The sequence below is a fragment of the Pseudoalteromonas sp. TB25 genome, from assembly GCF_000497995.1.
GTDB classification, from domain to species: Bacteria; Pseudomonadota; Gammaproteobacteria; order Enterobacterales; family Alteromonadaceae; genus Pseudoalteromonas; species Pseudoalteromonas distincta.
In genome coordinates, this window is sequence record NZ_AUTI01000405.1 from 1 (window position 1) to 21,186 (window position 21,186).

The window sequence follows — 21,186 nt, forward strand, 5'->3', positions numbered from 1 at the left end:
CCGCCAATAAAACCAATGCCAGTAATGATGCCTTGCAACATTTTAGATTGAGCTTCTGCGCCATCTAAAACCGACATCGCTATTAATGCATACCCACACGATGCAACAGCAACAAGAGGAAAGGTACGAAGGCCTGCACCATCATGGCTACGCTCTCTGTCGTAAGCCATAGGTAGCGCAAGTAGGTATGCAATACCTAAATGTATTAAGTTATCGATGATTTCATTCCACTGTAAATCAATTTCCATTATTGAGCCTATGCGGGTTAATTTTGTTAATAATAAGCAAACAGTGGGCCATTGCATAAATAACTAATAATCAATGGTTTATTGTAGGAAGCTGAGTTTAATAAAAATTATTGAGTAAACTTTTACATGTTTTTATTACTATTTTACGCGATAGTTAATTTGATCTGAGTTTTAAAGCCCCGTACTCTTTTATCATACCTAAAAGACACCTATGTGAACCTTTTGCCTTTAAATAAAACATTAATCACACCCACTAAACTTGAAAAAACAGCGTTACTATTTTGCGCTGGGTTATCTGTTTTTGCTTTTTTATTTCCTGAACTTCTCACAGAACACTTACAACCTACCATTAATAAAATTTTAGGTTATTTAGGGTCGCCATTTTTTATATTGCAGCTGGTGGGTGTTACAAGAAAGTTTATAAATGATTTTAGGTAGTAATACTTACATTTTTTTACAGAGTTACAATAAAAAACGTATACAATTTAGGTAATATTTTGTTAAGGATGAATGATGAAAACAATTATTGTACTTTTGTTTTTTTATTGCCTTTCTGGCTGTACAGTTGCGGGCGCTATTATTGATGGGCAAGCACAATCTCAGGCGCGTAATGATAAAAATAGTATTAGCCCGGCGCAGTCAACACCTTATAAAAACCCACTAGAGCCAGTACCTACAGATAAAAACGGATTTAACTTTACTGATATGGGATTAAAGATAGATTCGGCTCTTGTTAGCCTAGTTAAAGGGGAAAGCACTACTACGCAAGTATGTAGGCAGGTCACTAAAAGTCTAAAAGAGTGTGTAGAGGTAGAAAAGTCATCTCTACACACTAATGAGTCTAAGCAGTTAAAAACTGATGATGAAATAATAAGTGTTGGTCAATAAAGCTGCTTATAAAAAAGTAGCTATGGTCGTAGCCTGCTTGCATTTCAAGTGTAAGCGGGTAGCCTTTTTTATCTGCAATAGCGACTAAGTTTTCTGGCTTAAGTTGTTCTTGTAAAAAACCATCGGCATCACCTTGACTCACTAACATAGGTAAGTAATTAGCTTGCTCTGCGTTTTTCATCAGCTCGCAGCTGTCGTATTGCTTCCAAAGCGCTTTATCATTTCCTAAATAACCAGTAAATGCTTTTACACCCCAAGGGCATTCAATCGGATTTACAATAGGGCTAAAAGCCGAGGCACTTACAAACGCAGTCGGGTTTTTAAGTGCGACCATTAATGCACCGTGCCCGCCCATAGAGTGACCGCTAATTGCTTTTGTGCTTGTTACCGGAAAATGTTGCTCTATCAATGCTGGTAATTCACTAACAACATAATCGTACATATTAAAATGGGTGTTGTAAGGAGCTTGCGTGGCATTTACGTAAAAGCCTGCGCCTTGTGCAAAGTCGTAGCTGTCTTCATTGGGTACGTTTTCGCCACGCGGGCTAGTGTCAGGCGCTACAATAGCAATACCCAGCTCTGCTGCTTTTTTAAATGCACCGGCTTTTTGCATAAAATTTTCGTCGGTACAGGTTAATCCCGATAACCAATAAAGTACCGGTACTTTATTTGCTTCACTTGCGCCAGGTGGTAAAAATACGGCAAAGCGCATAGTGCAATGTGTACTTTGCGAGCTGTGAGTATATTGCTTATGCCAACCGCCAGACACTTTTACACTTGAGATATTTTCTAACATACTTAATCCTTAAAAGCCGTAAACTTAAAAGTATTACGGCTTATTAATAAGCTATTTTACGAATGCAGTTTATTAGTAATGAATGACTGTACGAATACTTTTGCCTTCGTGCATTAAATCAAACGCTTCGTTAATATCTTCAAGGCTCATTGTGTGAGTAATAAAGTCGCTAAGAGCAAATTCACCTGCCATGTAACGCTCAACAATTTCAGGGAGTTGTGAACGGCCTTTAACGCCACCAAATGCACTACCACGCCATACACGCCCAGTTACCAGCTGAAACGGACGGGTTGATATTTCTTGGCCTGCACCTGCCACACCAATAATGACCGACTCACCCCAACCTTTGTGGCAACACTCAAGCGCTGAGCGCATTACGTCAACATTACCGATACATTCAAACGAGTAGTCAACGCCGCCATCTGTCATTTCAACAATAACTTCTTGAATTGGCTTGTCGAAATCTTTTGGGTTAATTAAATCAGTAGCACCTAGTTTTGTAGCTAAATCGAATTTAGTGGTGTTTATATCAACACCGATAATACGACCTGCACCAGCCATTTTTGCGCCAATAATCGCAGACAAACCAATACCGCCTAAGCCAAATATAGCAACAGTGTCGCCAGGCTTTACTTTAGCTGTGTTGGTAACTGCGCCCATGCCCGTTGTTACACCACAGCCTAGTAAGCAAATCTCTTCTAGTGATGCTTCTTTATTTACTTTAGCAAGTGAGATTTCTGGCAATACAGTGTACTCAGAGAAAGTTGATGTACCCATGTAGTGATAAATTGGTTGGCCATCTTTAAAAAAACGTGTAGTGCCGTCTGGCATTAGGCCTTTACCTTGTGTTTCGCGCACGGCTGAACACAGGTTAGTTTTACCTGAAGTACACATTTTACATACGCCACATTCTGCAGTGTATAAAGGAATAACATGATCCCCCACTTCAACACTCGTTACGCCTTCGCCAACTGCATAGACAACACCAGCGCCTTCGTGACCTAAAATAGCAGGAAATATGCCTTCAGGATCTTGTCCTGATAATGTAAATGCATCAGTATGACACACACCTGTAGCGGTAATTTTTACCATAACTTCGCCTTTTTTAGGCATCATCACATCAACTTCTTCAACACTAAGTGGTTGATTAGGACCCCAAGCAATGGCAGCTTTTGATTTAATAAATTCAGACATGTGTTTTATTTCCTTTAACTGGCTATTAAAAAATAATTGTAGACCCAATTTGCTTGGGTGATGGGCTTATTGTATTTGTTTCTCAAATAATGATAATCTCAATTTTATTAAAACACTTTTACAGTATAGTAATAATGGCACGTTGGGATGGAATTGATGAGTTTATAGCGGTTGGTGAAGAGGGCAGCTTTACTGCGGCTGCAAAAATGCTTGGGCTTTCGGTTGCGCATATTAGCCGCCATGTTACGGCGCTTGAGCAACGTTTAAATACCCAGCTTTTAACTCGTACTACTCGTAAAGTGGTTTTAACTAAAGAAGGTGAAGTGTACTTACATCAAATAAAGCACTTACAACACGCTATGGACGAGGCAACTCAAGGCCTTGCTCAGCAACAAAGTACGCCTAAAGGTAAAATAAAGCTCACAGCACCAGTTATGTACGGAGAGAGCTTTATTATGCCCATAGTGCATAATTTTATGAAGGAGCATCCCGAGGTAGAAGTTGTTGCCACACTAAGTAACGAGCAAGAAAACTTATTAGAGGGCGGATTTGATTTAGCCATAAGGTTAGGGCATTTAAAAGATTCGAGCTTAAAAGCGCGTAGGTTAAGTGCGCGGCGTTTTATTATGTGCGCTGCACCGCAGTATTTAACGCGATTTGGTGAGCCGCATACTTTAGGCGAGCTAAACAGCCATGAATGTTTAATTGGGAATAGTAGCTACTGGCGCGTAAACGAAAATGGGCGCGATAAAGACATTAAAATAGCAGGGCGGCTACAGTGTAATAGTGGTTGGGCGCTGGTGGATGGCGCAAAAAAGGGGCTCGGTATTGTACAACTCCCAGACTACTACATTGAAAACGAAATTAACTCAGGGCAATTGGTGCCTATTTTAACACCCTATCAACCACAGCAAGAAGGGGTATGGGGCGTATATCCACCAAGGCAGTTTGTGGCGACTAATGTACGGGTATTGCTCGATTATTTAGTTAAAGGGCTGAAAGCTTAATCGCGAATTAATGGTTAAGCATGTATTGCTGTAAATATAGCCAAGTATCAGATTTTTAAATTATTTCTTACATTTTACGCCATACCCAAAGGCACTTTTTTCGTGCTACTATTGCTCAATACTTTTACGATAAGTGTTAAAAATAATATGTTTCAACCGGTTAGCTTATTTATAGGGCTTAGATATAGTCGCTCCTCTAAAGGAAATGCGTTTATATCGTTTATTTCGTTTTTTTCTATTGCCGGTATCGCTATTGGTTTAATGGCATTATTTACGGTAAGCAGTGTAATGAACGGGTTTGAAAATAGCCTAAAAACCAATATGCTTGGACTTATTCCGCATGTTGAAGTTAGCGCAGGTAAACACACTGCCACCCAAATGGGCACCCTTAAAACCGACCTCGAACAATCTCCTTATGTTGATCATGTAAGCTTATATCGCCACGGCGAAGCTATTTTGCAAACGAATAAAGACTTGCACGGCGTTTTACTACAAGGCCTTTATAACGACAGCGGGTCTTTGTATAAAATTACCGATAAAATAGTGCAAGGCGATTGGAAAACTGTATTAAACAAAAATTACAACATTGCTATAAGCCGTTATTTGAGTCGTAAATTAGGCGTTAGCGTGGGTGATAAGCTTCGCGTTATTATGCCTAATGCTTCAACATATACACCTCTTGGGCGAGTACCCAGCCAGCGTTTATTTAAAGTGGCCGCAATATACGAAACCGGATCTGAGATAGATATGGCACTTGCGTTTACAAGTGGCGCTTCACTACAACGGGTATTAAAGCTGGATAAAAACACTGCCCCAAATTTAAGTGTTTCATTGCACGAACCTTTCGAACTAGATGAGTTTATTGAAGCAAGCCAGCGTATTTTACAAGATCATAATTATAGTGATTGGCGCAGTACCCAAGGTACTCTATTTGCAGCCGTTGCTATGGAAAAGCGCATTATGTCTATGTTGCTTGCCCTCATTGTATTGGTGGCTGTATTTAATATTGTATCGGCATTAACCATGATGGTAAGCGAAAAACAAGGTGAAGTGGCCATACTACAAACGTTAGGTTTAACGCCTTCGCAAGTGCAAAAAGTGTTTATGGTGCAAGGCTTATATAACGGCGTAATTGGTACAGCAATAGGCGCATTTTTAGGTGTAATATTTAGTTTATATATAAATGAGCTACTTGCATTAGTGGGCTTAAACTTATTGGCAGGTATAGAGCTTCCGGTAAAATTTGATATTTTGAGTTTAGTAATAATAGCGTTTGCCAGTATTGCTATGAGCTTTTTAGCTACCTTATATCCTGCGCGTAAAGCCGCAAAAGTAAAACCAGCAGAGGTATTACGTTATGAATGATTTAGTAATTAGTTGTGAAAATTTAAGTAAAGTTTATCAAGATGGCAGCAACCAAGTTGAAGTATTAAAAGGTGTTGATTTAGCGCTGCAGCAAGGTGAAATGCTCGCTATTGTAGGGAGTTCTGGCTCTGGTAAAAGTACGCTTTTACACATACTTGGCACATTAGATACCGCAAGCTCAGGTAGCGCTAAAATTAAAAACCAAGAAGTTGCAAAACTTTCGCGAACAGAGCAAGCCGCATTTAGAAACCAAAACTTGGGCTTTATCTATCAATTTCATCACTTATTAATGGAGTTTAGCGCAGTCGAAAACGTGGCTATGCCATTATTAATTAAAGGCTTGAGTGCAAAAGAAGCCAAAGCTCAAGCGCTCGATATGCTCGAAAAAGTAGGCCTTGCACATCGCAGCTCGCATAAACCGTCTGCGCTTTCTGGTGGAGAGCGCCAACGCGTGGCTATTGCCCGTGCACTGGTTACAAAACCTGCGCTTGTGCTTGCTGATGAACCAACCGGTAATTTAGATAAACAAAATGCGATTAAAATTTACGATTTAATTAATGAGCTTAACCAAAGCTTAAACACCAGTTTTGTGGTAGTTACACACGATTTAGAACTTGCCGATAAGCTGGGCAAAATAGCTTATTTAGACGATGGAAAACTAGCTATTAAAGAGTCGCAGCATGTTGCTTAGTGCATTTTTAAGTAAACGTTTTAGAGCCTATTCAGGCCACAAAGATGAAAAAAACGGCTTTGTTAGTTTTATCGCTAAAGCGTCCACTATTGGTATTTTATTAGGTGTCGCGGTTTTAATTGTGGCGCTGTCGGTAATTAATGGTTTTGAGCAGCAACTAGTACATAGATTACTAAGTGTTGTGCCACAGGTTGAATATGTAGCACCAAGTAGACCCATCGCGAATTGGTCGCAAAAAATTGAGGATTTACAAACACAACCGCATGTAACAGGGGCTGCGCCATTTATTGCAGTGAATGGGATGGCGCAATATAAAAGCCAGCTAAAAGCGATAAAAATTCGAGGTGTAGAGCCATCGCTCGAGAGTAATGTATCGGCGGTAAATCAGTTTACCAGTGGTAAATTAGTCAGCCAGCTAGGCCTTGACGATGTAATTTTAGGTAAACAAATAGTAAAACAGTTAGACGCCAAAGTAGGCGATAACATTACATTACTTATTCCGCAAATTAGTCAAAAAGGTCAATCATTATTAGCGCCTAAACGCGTAACACTTAACCTTGCAGGTGTTATAGAAATGGGCGGACCGATTGATAGTACCGCTGCATTTATACATCTTAACAAAGCACAGCAAACATTGGGTTACGATGAAACCCAAGTAACAGGGCTGCGTTTAAGTGTTGATGATGTGTTTTCGGCGCATCAAATAGCGCTAAGAGTGGGCCAAACTATTGACGACTACGTGTATATTTCTAGTTGGTTTAGAACCCAAGGCAGCCTTTATCAAGATATTCAAATGGTGCGTACCATTGTTTATATTGTGGTGTTTTTAATTATAGCGGTAGCCAGTTTTAATATTGTATCGTCCTTGGTGATGGAAGTACGCGAAAAACAAGGCAATATCGCAATTTTAAAAACCATGGGCGCGAAAGACAGTACTATTTTAGCCACCTTTGTAATGCAAGGCTTAATGCAAGCATTTGTAGGCGTGGCACTAGGGACACTAATTGGCGTGGTATTAGCGCTTAATATAAGTGAGCTTTTTACGTGGATAAGCCAATTATTTGGAGCCAATCCACTTGAGGGCGTTTATTTTATAGAGTTTTTACCAAGTAAATTAGTACTTGAAGACATTGGTATTACAGTGATTGTTACGTTTGTGCTTGCGATACTTGCCACTATTTATCCTGCATGGCAAGCAACGCGCGTAGATCCTGCCAAGGTGCTTGGTAACTAGGTATAAGAAGCTCAGATAAAAATTAATAGGGTGGTATTAGTAAACCTGTTAAACTAGGTGCTTATATAAAATTAAGCAATAACTGCTTGGTTGCTATACCTCACTTTGGGATTTACTTTGACTAATAACGATATTTTACGCCGCATTCGCTACACTTTTAACTTAATTGATACTGCTATGGTCAATGTTTTTGCATCAGCAGAGCATACGGTCACCAAAGAGCAAGTAATTGCATGGTTAACTAAAGAAGGTGAAGAGGCTTTTACCCCAATAAGTGATACTGAGTTTGCAAGCTTTTTAAATGGGTTTATTAATACCCAACGTGGCAAACGCGAAGGTGAGCAACCAGAGCCAGAGAAAAAGCTAAACAACAATATTATCTTTATGAAGCTACGTATTGCTTTAAATATGAAAGCAGAAGATGTTATAGCAACACTTGCACTTGTTGATTTTGATTTAAGTAAGCATGAGTTAAGCGCATTTTCTCGTAAAGTAGATAACAAACATTACCGTGTTTGTAACGATCAAATATTACGTTTGTTTTTAACCGGCGTACAAAAGCAGCATCGTCCAGAAGAGTCTGCTTAGTAACTGGTTTTAGCTAATTAGCTTTTAGTTAATGGGCTTGTGTATGTGCAATGCTACATAAAGCCTATTATCAATGTTAAACCCCAACACTTAATAATTAAATACATTTATAACAACACCAAGTTACTTATTGGTTTACTTGCGTGTAAAAATTATATTGCCCCCGCACAAATAGTTCACAGATTAACGCTAATTTTGGCAAAATAAAGATAATAATTGCATTCGTAAGCTATAACGCTGTAAAGCTCGGTCATAACAGCGTAGGATCAAGTTACTTTCGAATGAAAATTAGGTTTGCACTTTAGGTGCATTAACATATAAAAAATTATGCAACTAACTGCAAAACCATCACTTCCTAATGCGTTACTTATTTCTATTAGTACACCACAATTTAAAGGCGACGAAGCAACAGAATCGCTTGCAGAGCTTGCTCGTTTGGTAACTACATTAGGCTTTAAAGTAGTAGGTACACAATCGCAAAAGCAAAGTTCTACCCAAAAAGTTAATGTACTGGGCTCAGGAAAACTAGCTGAAATAGCACACCTTACCGGCAATAAAGGGATGGTTGAAAACGAGCAAGAAGATGATTTACTTGATGAAGACCCTTTAACCGAAATATCCTCAGAAATTCCATCAAACGATTTAGAGTTTGCATGTGCCGATGTAGTGGTATTTGACTGCGATTTAACGCCTTCTCAACTACGTAATGTTGAGAACCAATTAGGTGTAGAAGTATTTGATCGCACTGGTATTATCATTGAAATATTTAGCCGTCATGCGCGTACTAAAACAGCAAAATTACAAGTTGAAATTGCTCGCCTTAATTATGTCGCGCCACGGCTTCGTGAAACATCAACAGGTGATAAAGAACGCCAAATGGGTAAAGGTGCGGGTGAAACCACACTTGAGCTAAATCGCCGTAAGGTGCGCGATCAGTTAGCAGAATTAAAGCGCGAACTTGTTAGTGTTCAAGATGTAATGATGGACAGACGTACGCAGCGCTCTGAGCTATTCTCAGTGGCTTTAATTGGTTATACCAATGCGGGCAAGTCATCAATGATGCGCGCAATTACAGGTAGTGATGTAGAAGGCGAAAACAAACTTTTTGCAACGCTAGATACCACTGTTCGCGCGCTGTATCCGATTACCCAGCCTCGTATATTGGTTTCAGATACGGTTGGTTTTATTAAAAAATTACCTCATGATTTGGTTGCTTCATTTCATTCAACGCTCGCTGAGGCACATGATGCGTCGTTACTGTTATATGTTGTAGATGCTTCAGATCCTTCTTTTCGCTCACAACTTGAAGTAGTACATAAAGTACTGGCAGAAGTTGGGGTAGAAGGTAGCAAAAAATTATTAGTACTGAATAAGTCAGACCAATTAAGTACTGATCAACAGCAGTCGCTAATGGATGAGTTTCCTGATGCGATGATGACTTCTACACGTAATCCAGATGATATTAGTAAACTGCACAAATACATTATTGGCATTGCTCAAGAGGACATGATTGAAGAAGAGATTGTTATACCGTACACAGCTAAAGGTATTGTGGGCGAAATTCGATCGAGTATGAGTGTTGTTAAAGAAGAATATGAATACAGCCATATTAAATTAACAGTGCGTTCGAGTGCGATTGATTTAGAACGTTTAAAAAAGAGAATGTTGAATTTATAATAAATTCAGTACATAAAAAGCACAGCCAATTGGCTGTGCTTTTTAGTATTAGTCCTAACATACGTAAATTTAACGCTGCTAGCTCTGAACATAGCTCTGAGATAAATTCCCTACCCAGAGCCTCAGTTACTTAAAGACGAAACTAGGAAAAAGCGTTGTCGCTTAGCTCTTCTTGCATTTGCTCGCGCATTTTAAATTTTTGCAGTTTACCTGTTACTGTCATTGGGTAGTTTTCTACGAAACGGATATGTCGTGGCATTTTAAAGTAGGCTAGTTTGTCTTTTAAAAACTCACGAATTGCTTGCTCATCAAGTACAGCATCTTCTTTTGGTTGGATCCAAGCGCACACTTCTTCGCCATACTTTTCATCGGTTATACCAAATATGGCAGCATCTTGAATGCCAGGGTAGGTGTAAAGTACTTCTTCTATTTCTCGAGGGTAAATGTTTTCGCCGCCGCGAATAATCATATCTTTTATACGCCCAACAATCGTAACAAACCCTTCTGTATCCATGACACCTAAATCGCCAGAGTGCAGCCAACCTTCGTCATCTATTGTGGCTTTTGTTTTAGCTTCGTCATTCCAATAGCAGCGCATTATGCCTGCACCTTTACTACACACTTCGCCAGGTTGACCAATTTTTTGAATGTTACCCAGCTCGTCAATTATTTTAACCTCGGTATGGGCAAGTGCGCGGCCAACCGTTGTTACTTGCCGCTCTATTGAAGAGTCTGTTTCGGTAATGTTGTTTATGGGGCTGCACTCCGTTTGCCCGTAAGCAATCAGTATTTGATGCATGTTCATTTGTGTTTGTACTTTGCGCATTACTTGCTCTGGGCATGTAGAGCCTGCCATTACACCCGTGCGTAAAGTACTTAGGTCATAATCGTTAAAGTTACTCAGCTCAAGCTCACTAATAAACATAGTAGGTACACCGTGCAGCGCTGTACATCCTTCTTGTTGAACTACATCAAGCGTGGTTTTTGCATCGAACGAATCACTAGGGTAAATGGCTGCTGCACCTTTACTAACACACAATAAGCTACCCAATACCATTGCAAAGCAATGATATAACGGGATAGGGATACATAACTTGTCATCGCTCGTAAAGTGCATAGATTCGGCGACGAATAGCGCATTATTTAAAATATTTTTATGAGTGAGCGTTGCGCCTTTTGGGTTGCCTGTTGTACCTGATGTAAATTGTATATTGATGTCTTGATCAGCATTTAAGTTTTCACCTATTGCTTTTAATTCAAGCTCATGAGCTGCTGTTGGCAAGTTAATAACATCATTAAAAGAGTGCATACCAGGAGATGCTTCATCGCCAATGCGGATTATATTTTTAAGAGTGGGTAGTGCTTTTAAATTAAGTGTGTACTTATCGCAAGTTGCAAGTTCTGGCGCTAAACCATTAAGCATTTCTAAGTAATCACTGCCTTTAAAATTTGATGCTGTGATTAGAGTTGAGCATTCAACACTATTTAAAGCATATTGTAATTCGTTAGGACGATATGCCGGGTTGATGCACACCATTATTGCGCCAATTTTTGCCGTTGCAAATTGGGTTAAGCACCACTCAATATTATTAGGAGACCAAATACCAACGCGCTCACCTGGTTTTACGCCAAGGGCAAGTAACCCCTTAGCAAGCTGATTAACTTCTTTTTGAAATTCTTTATACGTTAATCTAATACCTTGGTGATGAACTACAATAGCTAACGCCTCTGGGTTTTTGTCGACAATGAAGTCAAAGTAATCGCCTATAGTTGAATTTGTTAAAGGTGTGCTTTGTATACCTTTAAAGTAGCTTTGAGATAACGGCAAGTGATTTATTTGCTCTACTTCTTTTACCGGGGTAGTGTTTGTGTGCATTGCTCTCTCCATGAAAATGTGTGTGAGTTATGTAAACTACAAAGTTAAAATAAACACATATTGTCGACAAAGAGAAGTGTGGTTAGACTAATGTATTATTAGATTAATAAAAGCTAATACTACTTTTTAGACACAAAAAAACGCGTCTTACAATGTAAGTACGCGTTTTTAAACGAGTAATGATTTTACATTTCGTCGCTGCGGTATGTTTTTTTCATGATATAAACGTAAGCGTTTACAAAAGCATTTTCTTGGTACTTTTTAAGGCCTGTTTCTTCAAAATCAATAGGGATGGGGTTGCGTTTTAACTGCTCTTTAACTTCAGTTGTAGTAAATAAACGTACATCTAAGTTGTTGATTAATTGAATTGCAGTTTCCATTTTAAAGCCTTTTGCACTGCCAGCAAATTTACCTTTAGGCTGACGCTCACGAATTGCAACAGAATCAATTTGGTAATCTTGCATTAGTTTTGCAAAATCGAATTGAAATTTACGCATTACTTCAGTGTCGTTACCGTTACCTAAGGTAAAGCGTGTTTGGCGCACATCGCGAATATCAAATACGTCATTATCTTTACTTAAAATACAAAGTAGTACATCACTACCGGTAATTTCTACACCACATGTTCTCATGTCTATTCTCTAAAATAACTTAATTACGCAGTATTATACGCAACGCACATTAAAATGCGAGTGTGGGTATAGCTGTAGGCGCGTAATTAATGCATTGATGCTTTTATATTTTAATAAAATGATTTTTTTGCTTTAAAAGCTACATTTTGTGGATAAAACGGGTCGATTTCACCCCTTTAAACTTGTAATTAAATGCGCGGCACGCGACAATATATCTTTGTAGTTGAATAGACTCCTCATCTACATATATTAGTCAATGCTTATTCGTAAAAGCGTTGTCGAGTCATTCTCATTTAATTTATTAAAAATACACGTGATACATTGTAGGTGTCACCACTGTAGCAAGGATTTATAATGCCAGTTATTACTCTTCCAGACGGAAGTCAACGTAGTTTTGAAAACCCTGTAAGCACGCTTGATGTTGCAAACGACATTGGTCCTGGTTTAGCTAAAGCGACCATTGCGGGCCGTGTAAATGGCGACCGTGTTGATGCATGTGATTTAATTAGTGATGACTCTCGTCTTGAGATCATTACCGCTAAAGACGATGACGGCCTTGAAATCATTCGTCACTCTTGTGCTCACTTAATCGGTCATGCAGTTAAGCAACTTTTCCCAGACGCAAAAATGGCAATTGGTCCTACCATTGATAACGGTTTTTACTACGATATCGATATGGAACACTCACTATCACAAGATGATCTTGAAGCAATTGAAAAGCGTATGCTGCAACTTGCAAAAACCAACTACGACGTAGTGAAAAAAACAGTAAGCTGGCAAGAAGCACGCGATACATTTGAAGCGCGTGGCGAAACATACAAAATAGAAATTTTGGACGAAAACATCGCTAAAGATGACCGTCCTGGGTTATATCATCACGAAGAATATGTAGACATGTGTCGTGGACCTCACGTTCCTAACATGAAATTTTGCCAAAACTTTAAAATAATGAAAGTGGCGGGTGCATATTGGCGTGGTGATTCAGAAAACAAAATGCTACAACGCATTTACGGCACCGCGTGGGGCGATAAAAAGCAACTTAAAGCGTATTTAAAGCGCCTTGAAGAAGCTGAAAAACGCGATCACCGTCGTATTGGTAAAGCGCTTGATTTATGGCATTGGCAAGAAGAAGCGCCAGGCATGGTATTTTGGCACAACGATGGTTGGAGCATTTACCGCGAGCTTGAAGAATTTGTACGTGAAAAATTACGCGAATATGAGTACGAAGAAGTAAAAGGTCCAATGATGATGGACCGTTCACTTTGGGAAAAATCAGGTCACTGGGAAAAATATTCAGAAGCAATGTTTACCACTGAGTCTGAAAAACGTGAATACGCAATTAAACCAATGAACTGCCCTGGTCACGTGCAAATCTTTAACCAAGGTTTAAAATCGTACCGTGATTTACCACTTCGTATGGCTGAATTTGGTTGTTGTCATCGTAATGAACCATCAGGTGCACTACACGGTTTAATGCGTGTACGTGGCTTTACACAAGATGACGCTCACATTTTCTGTACTGAAGAGCAGATAATGGACGAAGTGTCAGCGTGTATTAAGATGGTTTATGATACATATGAAACATTCGGATTTGAGAAGATTGTAGTTAAGCTATCTACTCGCCCAGAACAACGCATTGGTGAAGACCATATGTGGGATAAAGCAGAGCTTGCTTTAGCTGATGCACTTAAGCTAAACGATATTGAATTTGATTATCTTCCGGGCGAAGGCGCGTTTTACGGTCCTAAGATTGAATTTACTTTGTACGATTGTTTAGACAGAGCGTGGCAGTGTGGTACAGTGCAATTAGACTTTGCATTACCGGGTCGTTTAGGTGCTACTTATGTAGCAGAAAATAACGAGCGTCGTACACCTGTAATGATACATCGTGCTATTTTAGGTTCTATTGAACGCTTTATTGGCATTTTAACTGAAGAGTACGCTGGTTTATTCCCGACGTGGCTTGCACCAAAGCAAGTGGTAATTATGAATATTACCGATAAACAGGCTCCTTATGTTAAAGAAGTTGTACAAAAATTAAATAAACTTGGAATTAGAGCCGCTGCTGACTTGAGAAATGAGAAGATTGGCTTTAAAATCCGTGAGCATACACTGAAGCGTATTCCATATTTACTTGTTGTTGGCGATAAAGAAGTTGAACAGCAAGAAGTAGCAGTGCGTACTCGCACAGGTGAAGACCTTGGCAAATTTAATGTTGATGATTTTGTAGCTAAAATTAGTGAAGAAATTAAAAATCGACAGTAAAAATCGAGCGTGTAAGGCATTAACAAACAGCCATTTACACGCTTATATTATTGATATTCTTGGAGGAACGTACTATTAGAGGCGGCAAGAAAGGGCAACAAACAGCTCAAAAAAATCGTATTAACGAAGAAATTACAGCGCAAGAAGTTCGTTTAATTGACATTGAAGGCGAACAAGCTGGAATTCAGTCATTACAAGACGCGCAAACTATGGCCGATGCAGCGGGNGCTGAGCCGCCTGTTTGTAGAATCATGGACTACGGTAAGTTCATCTTTGAAAAAAGCAAAGAACTAAAAGAGCAGAAGAAGAAGCAAAAGCAAATCCAGATAAAAGAAATCAAATTCCGTCCTGGTACGGATGAAGGTGATTATCAGGTTAAGCTTCGCAACTTACGTAAGTTCTTAGAAGCTGGTGATAAAGCTAAGATTACTATCCGCTTCCGTGGTCGTGAAATGGCTCACCAAGAAATTGGTATAGAATTATTAAACCGTATCAAAGCCGATTTAGAAGAGATTGCAGTAGTTGAGTCTTTCCCAAATCGTGTTGAAGGCCGCCAAATGGTTATGATGATGGCGCCTGTTGCTAAAAAATAATTTTTAAGCGATAATACGCACCGAAATTAGCTCAGGTCTGCAAGCAATATGCGAATATTCACCTGAGTTAACCGGTCTTAAAGCAAGATTGCGGCATTTATGTTGGGTCTTCACCGGAACATGGCAGTAAGTTAGGCCTAAAAGTGGAGCTATAGAAATATACCTCACGCCTGCTTACTAATTTAAAAGCAATACAATTGGAGTTATTGCAATGGCTTATAAGCTAAAAAGTCACAGTGGCGCTGCTAAGCGTTTCAAAAAGACTGCTTCTGGCGGTTTCAAGCGTAAACAAGCGCATCTTCGTCATATTCTGACTAAGAAAACTTCTAAGCGTAAGTTACACCTACGTCCTAAGATGATGGTTCATAAAAATGACCATGGTCTAGTTTCACGTATGTTACCGTTCGCTTAATAGGGGTTTTTAGAAATGGCAAGAGTTAAACGCGGCGTTGTCGCACGTGCACGTCACAAAAAAGTTTTAAAACAAGCAAAAGGTTACTACGGAGCACGTTCACGTGTTTACCGCGTAGCTTTCCAGGCTGTTACTAAAGCGGGTCAATACGCTTACCGTGACCGTCGTGCGAAGAAACGTACTTTCCGTCAATTATGGATTGCACGTATCAATGCTGCTTCACGTCAAAATGGTCTGTCTTACAGCCGTTTTATCAATGGTCTTAAAAAGACTTCTGTAGAAATCGATCGTAAGATCCTTGCAGATATCGCTGTTTATGACCAAGTTGCATTCGCAGCGCTTGTAGAAAAAGCAAAAGAAGGCCTAGCCGCTTAAGCTTTTTTATATAAGTATTAAAAAGGAGCCTATGGCTCCTTTTTTTGTGCTTGTAATTTAGTAACTTAACCCAATGAGTAATACTAATTCGCTTAATTAAATGATCTATTTTGAGGGCGGAAAAACGTGTTGATAGCTAGGCAAAAAATTCGCTATTTAGTTGTTCTCGGCAATTGCTCCTGCATTGCTCTACCTTCTGCATCCATGCAGTCATAAATGAGAGTTTTTTAACGCAGGTAGCGACATGTTTAGCCCCGCAAAATGATTAAGTATTATTGCACATTGGTATAATACTTAATAAGGTTATAAAGCCTAAAAACACAGGTGTGAATGAGTGAAATGTATTTGGCTGCATTTTTTTGTTGAATCACCGCAGTTTCCTCATTATAAAAAATTTAGTTGATATAATTTATATAATTAAGGCGTTTGTTAGAGAATTTTATGTTTGCAAGTTTACTCATTTTATCTGCAAGTGTGACGTATGACGCACACTTACCTCCACTCATTGAGTGGCAGGGGAAAAGCGTAGAGCTTTTACAAAAACAAGGGCCGTTAACTACTGACTTTGAGTTATCTGCAGGTGAAGCGTCGCCCGATTATGCAAATACAATGGCATTTGTAGATAGGTTAGTTGCTGCAAACCCTACTCAGTTTCAATCTCAAACCATTGGCTATAGTAATAGTAAGCGTGCAATAAAAATGCTAATTGCCAGTGAGCAAGGTTTTTTTGAAGCAAGGCAAATGGCTAATAGCACTAAGCCAACTATTTTTATCCAGGCAGGAATACATTCTGGGGAAATAGACGGTAAAGATGCCATGTTCATGTTACTCAGAGATATAGCGACGGGTAAGCGCCGTGACATTTTAAAAAAGGTAAACATATTATTTATTCCTATTTTAAATGTAGATGGCCACGAACGTAGCAGTGCGTTCAATCGCATTAATCAACGGGGCCCTGCAAAAATGGGCTTTAGAACAAATGCTAATAACCTTAATTTAAATCGTGATTTTACTAAATTAGATACCCCAGAAGTTAGAAGTGTTTTAAAGGTTATTAACGACTACAACCCAAATTTATACATTGATGTACACGTTACCGACGGCGCAGATTACCAATACGATGTGACTTATGGTTACAATCCGGTATTTTCGAGCGAATCGCCTGCGGTATCAGATACATTAAACCAGTTTTTTAAACCTCTCATTGACGATACGCTAGCGAAGCAAGGACACATCCCAGGACCACTTGTTTTTGTTATGGACAAGCGCGACTTTAAAAAAGGGTTAGCGGGCTGGGTTGCTACGCCACGTTTTTCAAATGGTTGGGGGGATTTAAAGTCATTGCCGACTATTTTAGTCGAAAATCATTCATTGAAGCCTTACAAGCAACGTGTATTGGGAACTTATGTATTTTTAGATGGTGCTATTACTGCGCTATCAAAGCACAGTCATGAATTAGCTAATGCAGTAAAAAAAGAACAAGAATTTGTTCCTAAACAGCTAATAGTAAAGCGTGGCTATGCCAAGCAAGCTGATACGATTGCGCAGTTTAAAGGCATTGAATATTCATCAAGCATGAATTCACTTTCGGGTCAAAATGAAGTGAAATATTTGGGTAAAGCACATACATATACTGACTTACCTATTTATTGGCAAAAAGATGTACAGCATACAGTTGAAGTACCTAAAGCTTTTTTTATTCCGCCTGTATATAGCAACATTATTGAGAAACTAAAGTTACATGGTGTCTCTATTAATAAACTTGAAGGGGCAAACACACAGCCTTTGAAAGTTGCAAAGGTGGCTGAATACACGTTTGATAAAGCACCATTTGAAGGGCGTTTTAGAGTATCAGCAACTTTTGATTACGTCCCTGCTATAAATGTAGATTTAGATGGTTGGTATCAAGTCAATACTCAACAAAAAGCAGGTGAGCTTGCTGTGCATTTATTGCACCCAGAAGGTCCTGATTCATTTTTTGCGTGGGGTGAGTTTAATACTATTTTTCAGCGTACCGAGTACATGGAAAACTATGCGCTAATTCCGTATGCACGCCAAATGCTAAAAGATAACCCAAAGCTTGCGCTTAAGTTTGATGAAAAACTTAAAGATAAATCATTCGCGAGTGACGCAGAAGCTCGATTAAACTGGTTATATGAACAAAGTCCATTTTATGATCAAGCGTACTTAAAGTATCCAATACTTATGTCATTCGAAGAAGAAGTTGTTATTCCAGATCAAAAAAGTAAAGAAATTTAATATGGAAATCATAACTATACCTGTCACTGCCTTTGCACAAAACAGCCGTATTATTTGGTGTAGCGAAACTAAACACGCTGTGGTTATCGACCCAGGTGGCGACACTGATAAAATAATAACGGTCCTTAATGAGCATAAACTAGCATTAAGTGCTATTTGGTTAACGCACGGGCATTTAGATCATGTGGGTGGGGCTGATATTTTACGAAATCAATTTAACGTACAAATTATTGGTCCACAAAAAGATGAGTACTTTTGGTTTGAAAACTTACCTATGCAAGCACAGATGTTTGGATTTAAACCCATTGAACCGTTTTATCCGGATATTTGGCTAAACCATAATGACACCGTGAGCGTAGGTAAACTTAGCTTTTTAGTGAAACATTGCCCGGGGCATACACCCGGTCATATAGTGTTTTACCAACCAGACTATGAGTGCGTTATTGTCGGTGACGTTATTTTTAAAGGCTCAGTAGGGCGCACTGACTTTCCTAAGGGGAACAGTGAACAACTTATAGAGTCGATTAAGACGCATATTTTAACCTTACCTGATAATACTAAAATATTGGCAGGACATGGTAGCGACACTACGGTGGGGTTTGAAAAGAAAACAAATCCTTTTATAAGTGGTAAGTTTGGTTAAGTTGCTTATTTTAAGTTTACAAACTGCATAAACATTAAAAATAAGCAGACTGAGTTTTAAAATGGTTGTATAATTTAACCAGTTTATTTGATAAATAAGAAATAAAATGTCTCTAAATCACGTAGATCGCCAAATATTGGCACTTTTACAACAAGATGCTAGTTTATCAACCGCAGAAATTGCAGATAAAGTAGGCTTGTCTCAATCTCCATGCTGGCGTCGAATCGCTAAGCTAGAGCAAGATGGTTATATAAAAAGCAAAGTGGCTCTTTTAGATGAGAAAAAACTTGGCTTTGATATGCTTGTATATGCACATGTGCGTTTATCAAATCACGGTAAAAAGAATCTTGCTGAGTTTGAAAAGCTGATCATGAGCTACGACGAGGTAACAGAGTGTTACACTATGGCTGGTACCATGGACTTTATGCTACGCATAATTTCACAAGGCATAGAAGGGTATGAGCATTTTGTGCGCGATAATTTACTAAGCTTAGAATACGTCCAAGAAGTACATTCTAATGTAACAATGACATGTGTAAAACGCAGTACTTCCCTTCCTTTGTAAAAGCACTTCTTTTAAAAGCTAAACCATTTTTAGTTTAGCTTAACCACATAATGATAATTGTTAACTGAGCGCTAATTTGGTAGAATTTAGCGCTTTTTTTGATACCGATTACACCATTTGAGGACCTCAATGTTTAACTTACTCAGTAGGGCGCCTAGCTCTGCTAAAAACGATATTCTATCTGGATTAACTGTGGCGTTAGCCTTAGTCCCAGAAGCAGTTGCGTTTGCCTTTGTTGCAAATGTAGAACCTTTGGTTGGTCTATATGCCGCGTTTATCGTTGGTTTAATTACGGCTATTTTTGGTGGTCGCCCTGGTATGATTTCAGGTGCAACCGGTGCACTAGCTGTTGTCATGGTAAGTTTAGTGCTTGATCACGGTGTTGAGTATCTATTTGCAACTGTGTTGCTGATGGGAATACTGCAAATTCTCGCGGGTGTATTTAAGCTCGGTAAGTTTATCCGTATGGTTCCTCATCCGGTAATGCTTGGTTTTGTAAACGGGTTAGCAATTGTTATATTTTTAGCTCAGCTAGGGCAGTTTAAAGTGCCAGATGGTATGGGCGGACAAGAATGGATGACAGGTAATCCATTATTTATCATGCTTGGCTTAGTTGCATTAACCATGGCAATAATCCACTTTTTGCCAAAATTGACTACAGCAGTGCCTTCATCTCTAGTTGCTATTGTAACTGTAACTGGATTAGTGATTGGATTTGATTTAGAAGCGCATACAGTATTAGATTTCTTAAAAGGAATGACTGGAGACGAAGCTGCAACAATCGCTGGCGGCTTGCCTGAATTTCATATTCCTATGGTGCCGTTTACTTTCGAAACGCTACAAATTATTTTTCCTTATGCACTTATTTTAGCGGCTATTGGTTTAATTGAATCATTATTAACGCTTAGCTTAATTGATGAGATTACAGAAACCCGTGGTCATAGTAATAAAGAATGTATTGGTCAAGGTGCTGCAAATATTACCTGCGGTATGTTTGGTGCAATGGGTGGTTGTGCAATGATTGGTCAATCAATGATCAATATAAATTCAGGTGGTCGCTCTCGTTTATCAGGTATAAGCGCTGCACTTATGCTACTTGGTTTTATTATTTTTGCCTCTAGCTTAATTGAAATGATCCCATTAGCTGCACTTGTTGGTGTTATGTTTATGGTAGTACTTGGTACATTTGAATGGGCAAGCTTTAAAATGATGAAGCGCGTACCATTATCTGATGCATTTGTAATTGTTCTTGTGTCGGGCGTGACGGTTATTACTGATTTAGCGATTGCTGTATGTGTGGGTGTTATTGTATCGGCTCTAGTATTTGCTTGGCAGCATGCGAAGCAGATATATACAACTAACTACATTGATCAGGAAGGCGCTAAGGTGTACGAACTACATGGTCCGTTATTCTTTGGCTCTGTTAAAAACTTTTCTGAGTTATTCGATGTGAAAAATGATCCTAAAAATGTGATTGTTGAATTTAAACACAGCCGCGTATCTGACCACAGTGCAATAGAAGCAATTGATACACTTGCTGACAAATACACAAAAGCAGGTAAACAACTTCATTTACGTCACTTAAGTAAAGACTGTACGCAGTTGCTTCATAAAGCACGAGATTTAGTTGAAGTGAATGTGATTGAAGATCCAACCTACAAAGTAGCATCAGATAAACTAGCTTAATTTACACAAGGCTATTGATATTTAAAAAGCGGAAGGCGGATAACCTTTCGCTTTTTTAGTGTCTCGACTATTTGTTTGCGGTAAGACTCTTAAAAAGCAAGGCAAGCTGTAGTGCTATGCAAACTCATAAATCTATATAATAAGACTACCTAATTTTGTGAAAATTAGCCCTACATAGGTAAAAATAATAAA

At 39.0% G+C, this 21,186-nt stretch carries 20 protein-coding genes; 15 read left to right on the forward strand and 5 right to left on the reverse strand.

The features are described from left to right. A partial coding sequence (locus tag L652_RS0118100; RefSeq protein ID WP_024603589.1) for an MgtC/SapB family protein occupies nt 1–248 on the reverse strand: 248 nt, incomplete at its 3' end. 513 nt (nt 249–761) lie between these two features. On the opposite strand from L652_RS0118100, the gene L652_RS0118110 reads away from it, so the two are divergent. Beyond that, nucleotides 762–1,136: a hypothetical protein gene (locus L652_RS0118110; protein ID WP_008134020.1), complete on the forward strand. Its 375-nt coding sequence runs from the start codon at nt 762–764 to the stop codon at nt 1,134–1,136. On the opposite strand, the gene fghA is transcribed toward L652_RS0118110, so the two are convergent. Continuing rightward, nucleotides 1,090–1,932 (reverse strand): S-formylglutathione hydrolase, encoded by an 843-nt coding sequence (gene fghA, locus L652_RS0118115; protein ID WP_024595630.1) that lies wholly within the window; start codon nt 1,930–1,932, stop codon nt 1,090–1,092. The two genes, L652_RS0118110 and fghA, sit on opposite strands and share 47 nt — an antisense overlap. Nucleotides 1,933–2,004: 72 nt before the next feature. After that, complete coding sequence (locus tag L652_RS0118120) at nt 2,005–3,126, reverse strand: S-(hydroxymethyl)glutathione dehydrogenase/class III alcohol dehydrogenase (RefSeq protein ID WP_002960732.1); 1,122 nt, start codon at nt 3,124–3,126, stop codon at nt 2,005–2,007. 134 nt (nt 3,127–3,260) lie between these two features. Between L652_RS0118120 and L652_RS0118125 the strand changes: the two genes are divergently transcribed. From L652_RS0118125 to hflX, 6 genes are all read left to right on the forward strand, one after another. Then, on the forward strand, nt 3,261–4,133 hold the full coding sequence (locus L652_RS0118125) for a LysR family transcriptional regulator (RefSeq protein ID WP_024595631.1): 873 nt from the start codon (nt 3,261–3,263) through the stop codon (nt 4,131–4,133). Nucleotides 4,134–4,280: 147 nt separating this feature from the next. Continuing rightward, complete coding sequence (locus L652_RS0118130) at nt 4,281–5,498, forward strand: lipoprotein-releasing ABC transporter permease subunit (RefSeq protein ID WP_024595632.1); 1,218 nt, start codon at nt 4,281–4,283, stop codon at nt 5,496–5,498. After that, nucleotides 5,491–6,189: a lipoprotein-releasing ABC transporter ATP-binding protein LolD gene (gene lolD / locus L652_RS0118135; protein WP_007375330.1), complete on the forward strand. Its 699-nt coding sequence runs from the start codon at nt 5,491–5,493 to the stop codon at nt 6,187–6,189. The genes L652_RS0118130 and lolD overlap by 8 nt, the downstream gene beginning before the upstream one ends. Next, entirely contained in the window at nt 6,179–7,423 is a 1,245-nt protein-coding gene (locus L652_RS0118140) for a lipoprotein-releasing ABC transporter permease subunit (protein WP_024595633.1), read from the forward strand. Before lolD ends, L652_RS0118140 begins: the two co-directional genes overlap by 11 nt. Nucleotides 7,424–7,540: 117 nt before the next feature. Further along, nucleotides 7,541–8,011, forward strand: coding sequence for a DUF1456 family protein (locus tag L652_RS0118145; protein WP_024595634.1), 471 nt, complete (start codon nt 7,541–7,543; stop codon nt 8,009–8,011). Between the two features lie 327 nt (nt 8,012–8,338). After that, nucleotides 8,339–9,688 carry a GTPase HflX gene (hflX, locus tag L652_RS0118150; protein WP_024595635.1) on the forward strand — a complete coding sequence of 450 codons (1,350 nt, stop codon included), beginning with the start codon at nt 8,339–8,341 and terminating at the stop codon, nt 9,686–9,688. Nucleotides 9,689–9,830: 142 nt separating this feature from the next. On the opposite strand, the gene L652_RS0118155 is transcribed toward hflX, so the two are convergent. Further along, the gene (locus L652_RS0118155) at nt 9,831–11,564 is read right to left on the reverse strand and encodes an AMP-binding protein (RefSeq protein WP_024595636.1); all 1,734 of its coding nucleotides are present in this window, start codon (nt 11,562–11,564) and stop codon (nt 9,831–9,833) included. A gap of 185 nt (nt 11,565–11,749) precedes the next feature. Continuing rightward, nucleotides 11,750–12,196 (reverse strand): DUF3010 family protein, encoded by a 447-nt coding sequence (locus tag L652_RS0118160; RefSeq protein WP_024595637.1) that lies wholly within the window; start codon nt 12,194–12,196, stop codon nt 11,750–11,752. Between the two features lie 354 nt (nt 12,197–12,550). On the opposite strand from L652_RS0118160, the gene thrS reads away from it, so the two are divergent. The 8 genes from thrS to L652_RS0118200 all read left to right on the forward strand — a co-directional run bounded on the left by thrS (nt 12,551) and on the right by L652_RS0118200 (nt 20,994). Then, the gene (gene thrS, locus L652_RS0118165; RefSeq protein ID WP_024595638.1) at nt 12,551–14,461 is read left to right on the forward strand and encodes a threonine--tRNA ligase; all 1,911 of its coding nucleotides are present in this window, start codon (nt 12,551–12,553) and stop codon (nt 14,459–14,461) included. A gap of 59 nt (nt 14,462–14,520) precedes the next feature. Beyond that, the gene (infC, locus tag L652_RS0118170) at nt 14,521–15,054 is read left to right on the forward strand and encodes a translation initiation factor IF-3 (protein ID WP_076914938.1); all 534 of its coding nucleotides are present in this window, start codon (nt 14,521–14,523) and stop codon (nt 15,052–15,054) included. A gap of 211 nt (nt 15,055–15,265) precedes the next feature. Next, complete coding sequence (rpmI, locus tag L652_RS0118175) at nt 15,266–15,466, forward strand: 50S ribosomal protein L35 (protein WP_002960713.1); 201 nt, start codon at nt 15,266–15,268, stop codon at nt 15,464–15,466. A 15-nt stretch (nt 15,467–15,481) separates the two neighbouring features. Further along, nucleotides 15,482–15,841, forward strand: a complete 360-nt coding sequence (gene rplT, locus L652_RS0118180) for a 50S ribosomal protein L20 (RefSeq protein WP_002960711.1) — start codon at nt 15,482–15,484, stop codon at nt 15,839–15,841. 441 nt (nt 15,842–16,282) lie between these two features. Beyond that, nucleotides 16,283–18,100, forward strand: a complete 1,818-nt coding sequence (locus tag L652_RS0118185; protein ID WP_024596638.1) for a M14 family metallopeptidase — start codon at nt 16,283–16,285, stop codon at nt 18,098–18,100. A gap of 1 nt (nt 18,101) precedes the next feature. Beyond that, on the forward strand, nt 18,102–18,743 hold the full coding sequence (locus tag L652_RS0118190; RefSeq protein WP_024596639.1) for an MBL fold metallo-hydrolase: 642 nt from the start codon (nt 18,102–18,104) through the stop codon (nt 18,741–18,743). A gap of 106 nt (nt 18,744–18,849) precedes the next feature. Then, nucleotides 18,850–19,308, forward strand: a complete 459-nt coding sequence (locus L652_RS0118195) for an Lrp/AsnC family transcriptional regulator (protein ID WP_002960703.1) — start codon at nt 18,850–18,852, stop codon at nt 19,306–19,308. Nucleotides 19,309–19,437: 129 nt separating this feature from the next. Continuing rightward, entirely contained in the window at nt 19,438–20,994 is a 1,557-nt protein-coding gene (locus tag L652_RS0118200; protein WP_024596640.1) for a SulP family inorganic anion transporter, read from the forward strand. Nucleotides 20,995–21,186 lie beyond the last annotated feature (192 nt).

Bases quoted from the DNA above. Each gene is read 5' to 3' on its own strand.
- L652_RS0118110 (WP_008134020.1), top strand. From the start codon at position 762: ATGAAAACAATTATTGTACTTTTGTTTTTTTATTGCCTTTCTGGCTGT.
- fghA (WP_024595630.1), bottom strand. From the start codon at position 1,932: ATGTTAGAAAATATCTCAAGTGTAAAAGTGTCTGGCGGTTGGCATAAG.
- L652_RS0118120 (WP_002960732.1), bottom strand. From the start codon at position 3,126: ATGTCTGAATTTATTAAATCAAAAGCTGCCATTGCTTGGGGTCCTAAT.
- L652_RS0118125 (WP_024595631.1), top strand. From the start codon at position 3,261: ATGGCACGTTGGGATGGAATTGATGAGTTTATAGCGGTTGGTGAAGAG.
- L652_RS0118130 (WP_024595632.1), top strand. From the start codon at position 4,281: ATGTTTCAACCGGTTAGCTTATTTATAGGGCTTAGATATAGTCGCTCC.
- lolD (WP_007375330.1), top strand. From the start codon at position 5,491: ATGAATGATTTAGTAATTAGTTGTGAAAATTTAAGTAAAGTTTATCAA.
- L652_RS0118140 (WP_024595633.1), top strand. From the start codon at position 6,179: ATGTTGCTTAGTGCATTTTTAAGTAAACGTTTTAGAGCCTATTCAGGC.
- hflX (WP_024595635.1), top strand. From the start codon at position 8,339: ATGCAACTAACTGCAAAACCATCACTTCCTAATGCGTTACTTATTTCT.
- L652_RS0118155 (WP_024595636.1), bottom strand. From the start codon at position 11,564: ATGCACACAAACACTACCCCGGTAAAAGAAGTAGAGCAAATAAATCAC.
- L652_RS0118160 (WP_024595637.1), bottom strand. From the start codon at position 12,196: ATGAGAACATGTGGTGTAGAAATTACCGGTAGTGATGTACTACTTTGT.
- thrS (WP_024595638.1), top strand. From the start codon at position 12,551: ATGCCAGTTATTACTCTTCCAGACGGAAGTCAACGTAGTTTTGAAAAC.
- rpmI (WP_002960713.1), top strand. From the start codon at position 15,266: ATGGCTTATAAGCTAAAAAGTCACAGTGGCGCTGCTAAGCGTTTCAAA.
- rplT (WP_002960711.1), top strand. From the start codon at position 15,482: ATGGCAAGAGTTAAACGCGGCGTTGTCGCACGTGCACGTCACAAAAAA.
- L652_RS0118185 (WP_024596638.1), top strand. From the start codon at position 16,283: ATGTTTGCAAGTTTACTCATTTTATCTGCAAGTGTGACGTATGACGCA.
- L652_RS0118190 (WP_024596639.1), top strand. From the start codon at position 18,102: ATGGAAATCATAACTATACCTGTCACTGCCTTTGCACAAAACAGCCGT.
- L652_RS0118195 (WP_002960703.1), top strand. From the start codon at position 18,850: ATGTCTCTAAATCACGTAGATCGCCAAATATTGGCACTTTTACAACAA.
- L652_RS0118200 (WP_024596640.1), top strand. From the start codon at position 19,438: ATGTTTAACTTACTCAGTAGGGCGCCTAGCTCTGCTAAAAACGATATT.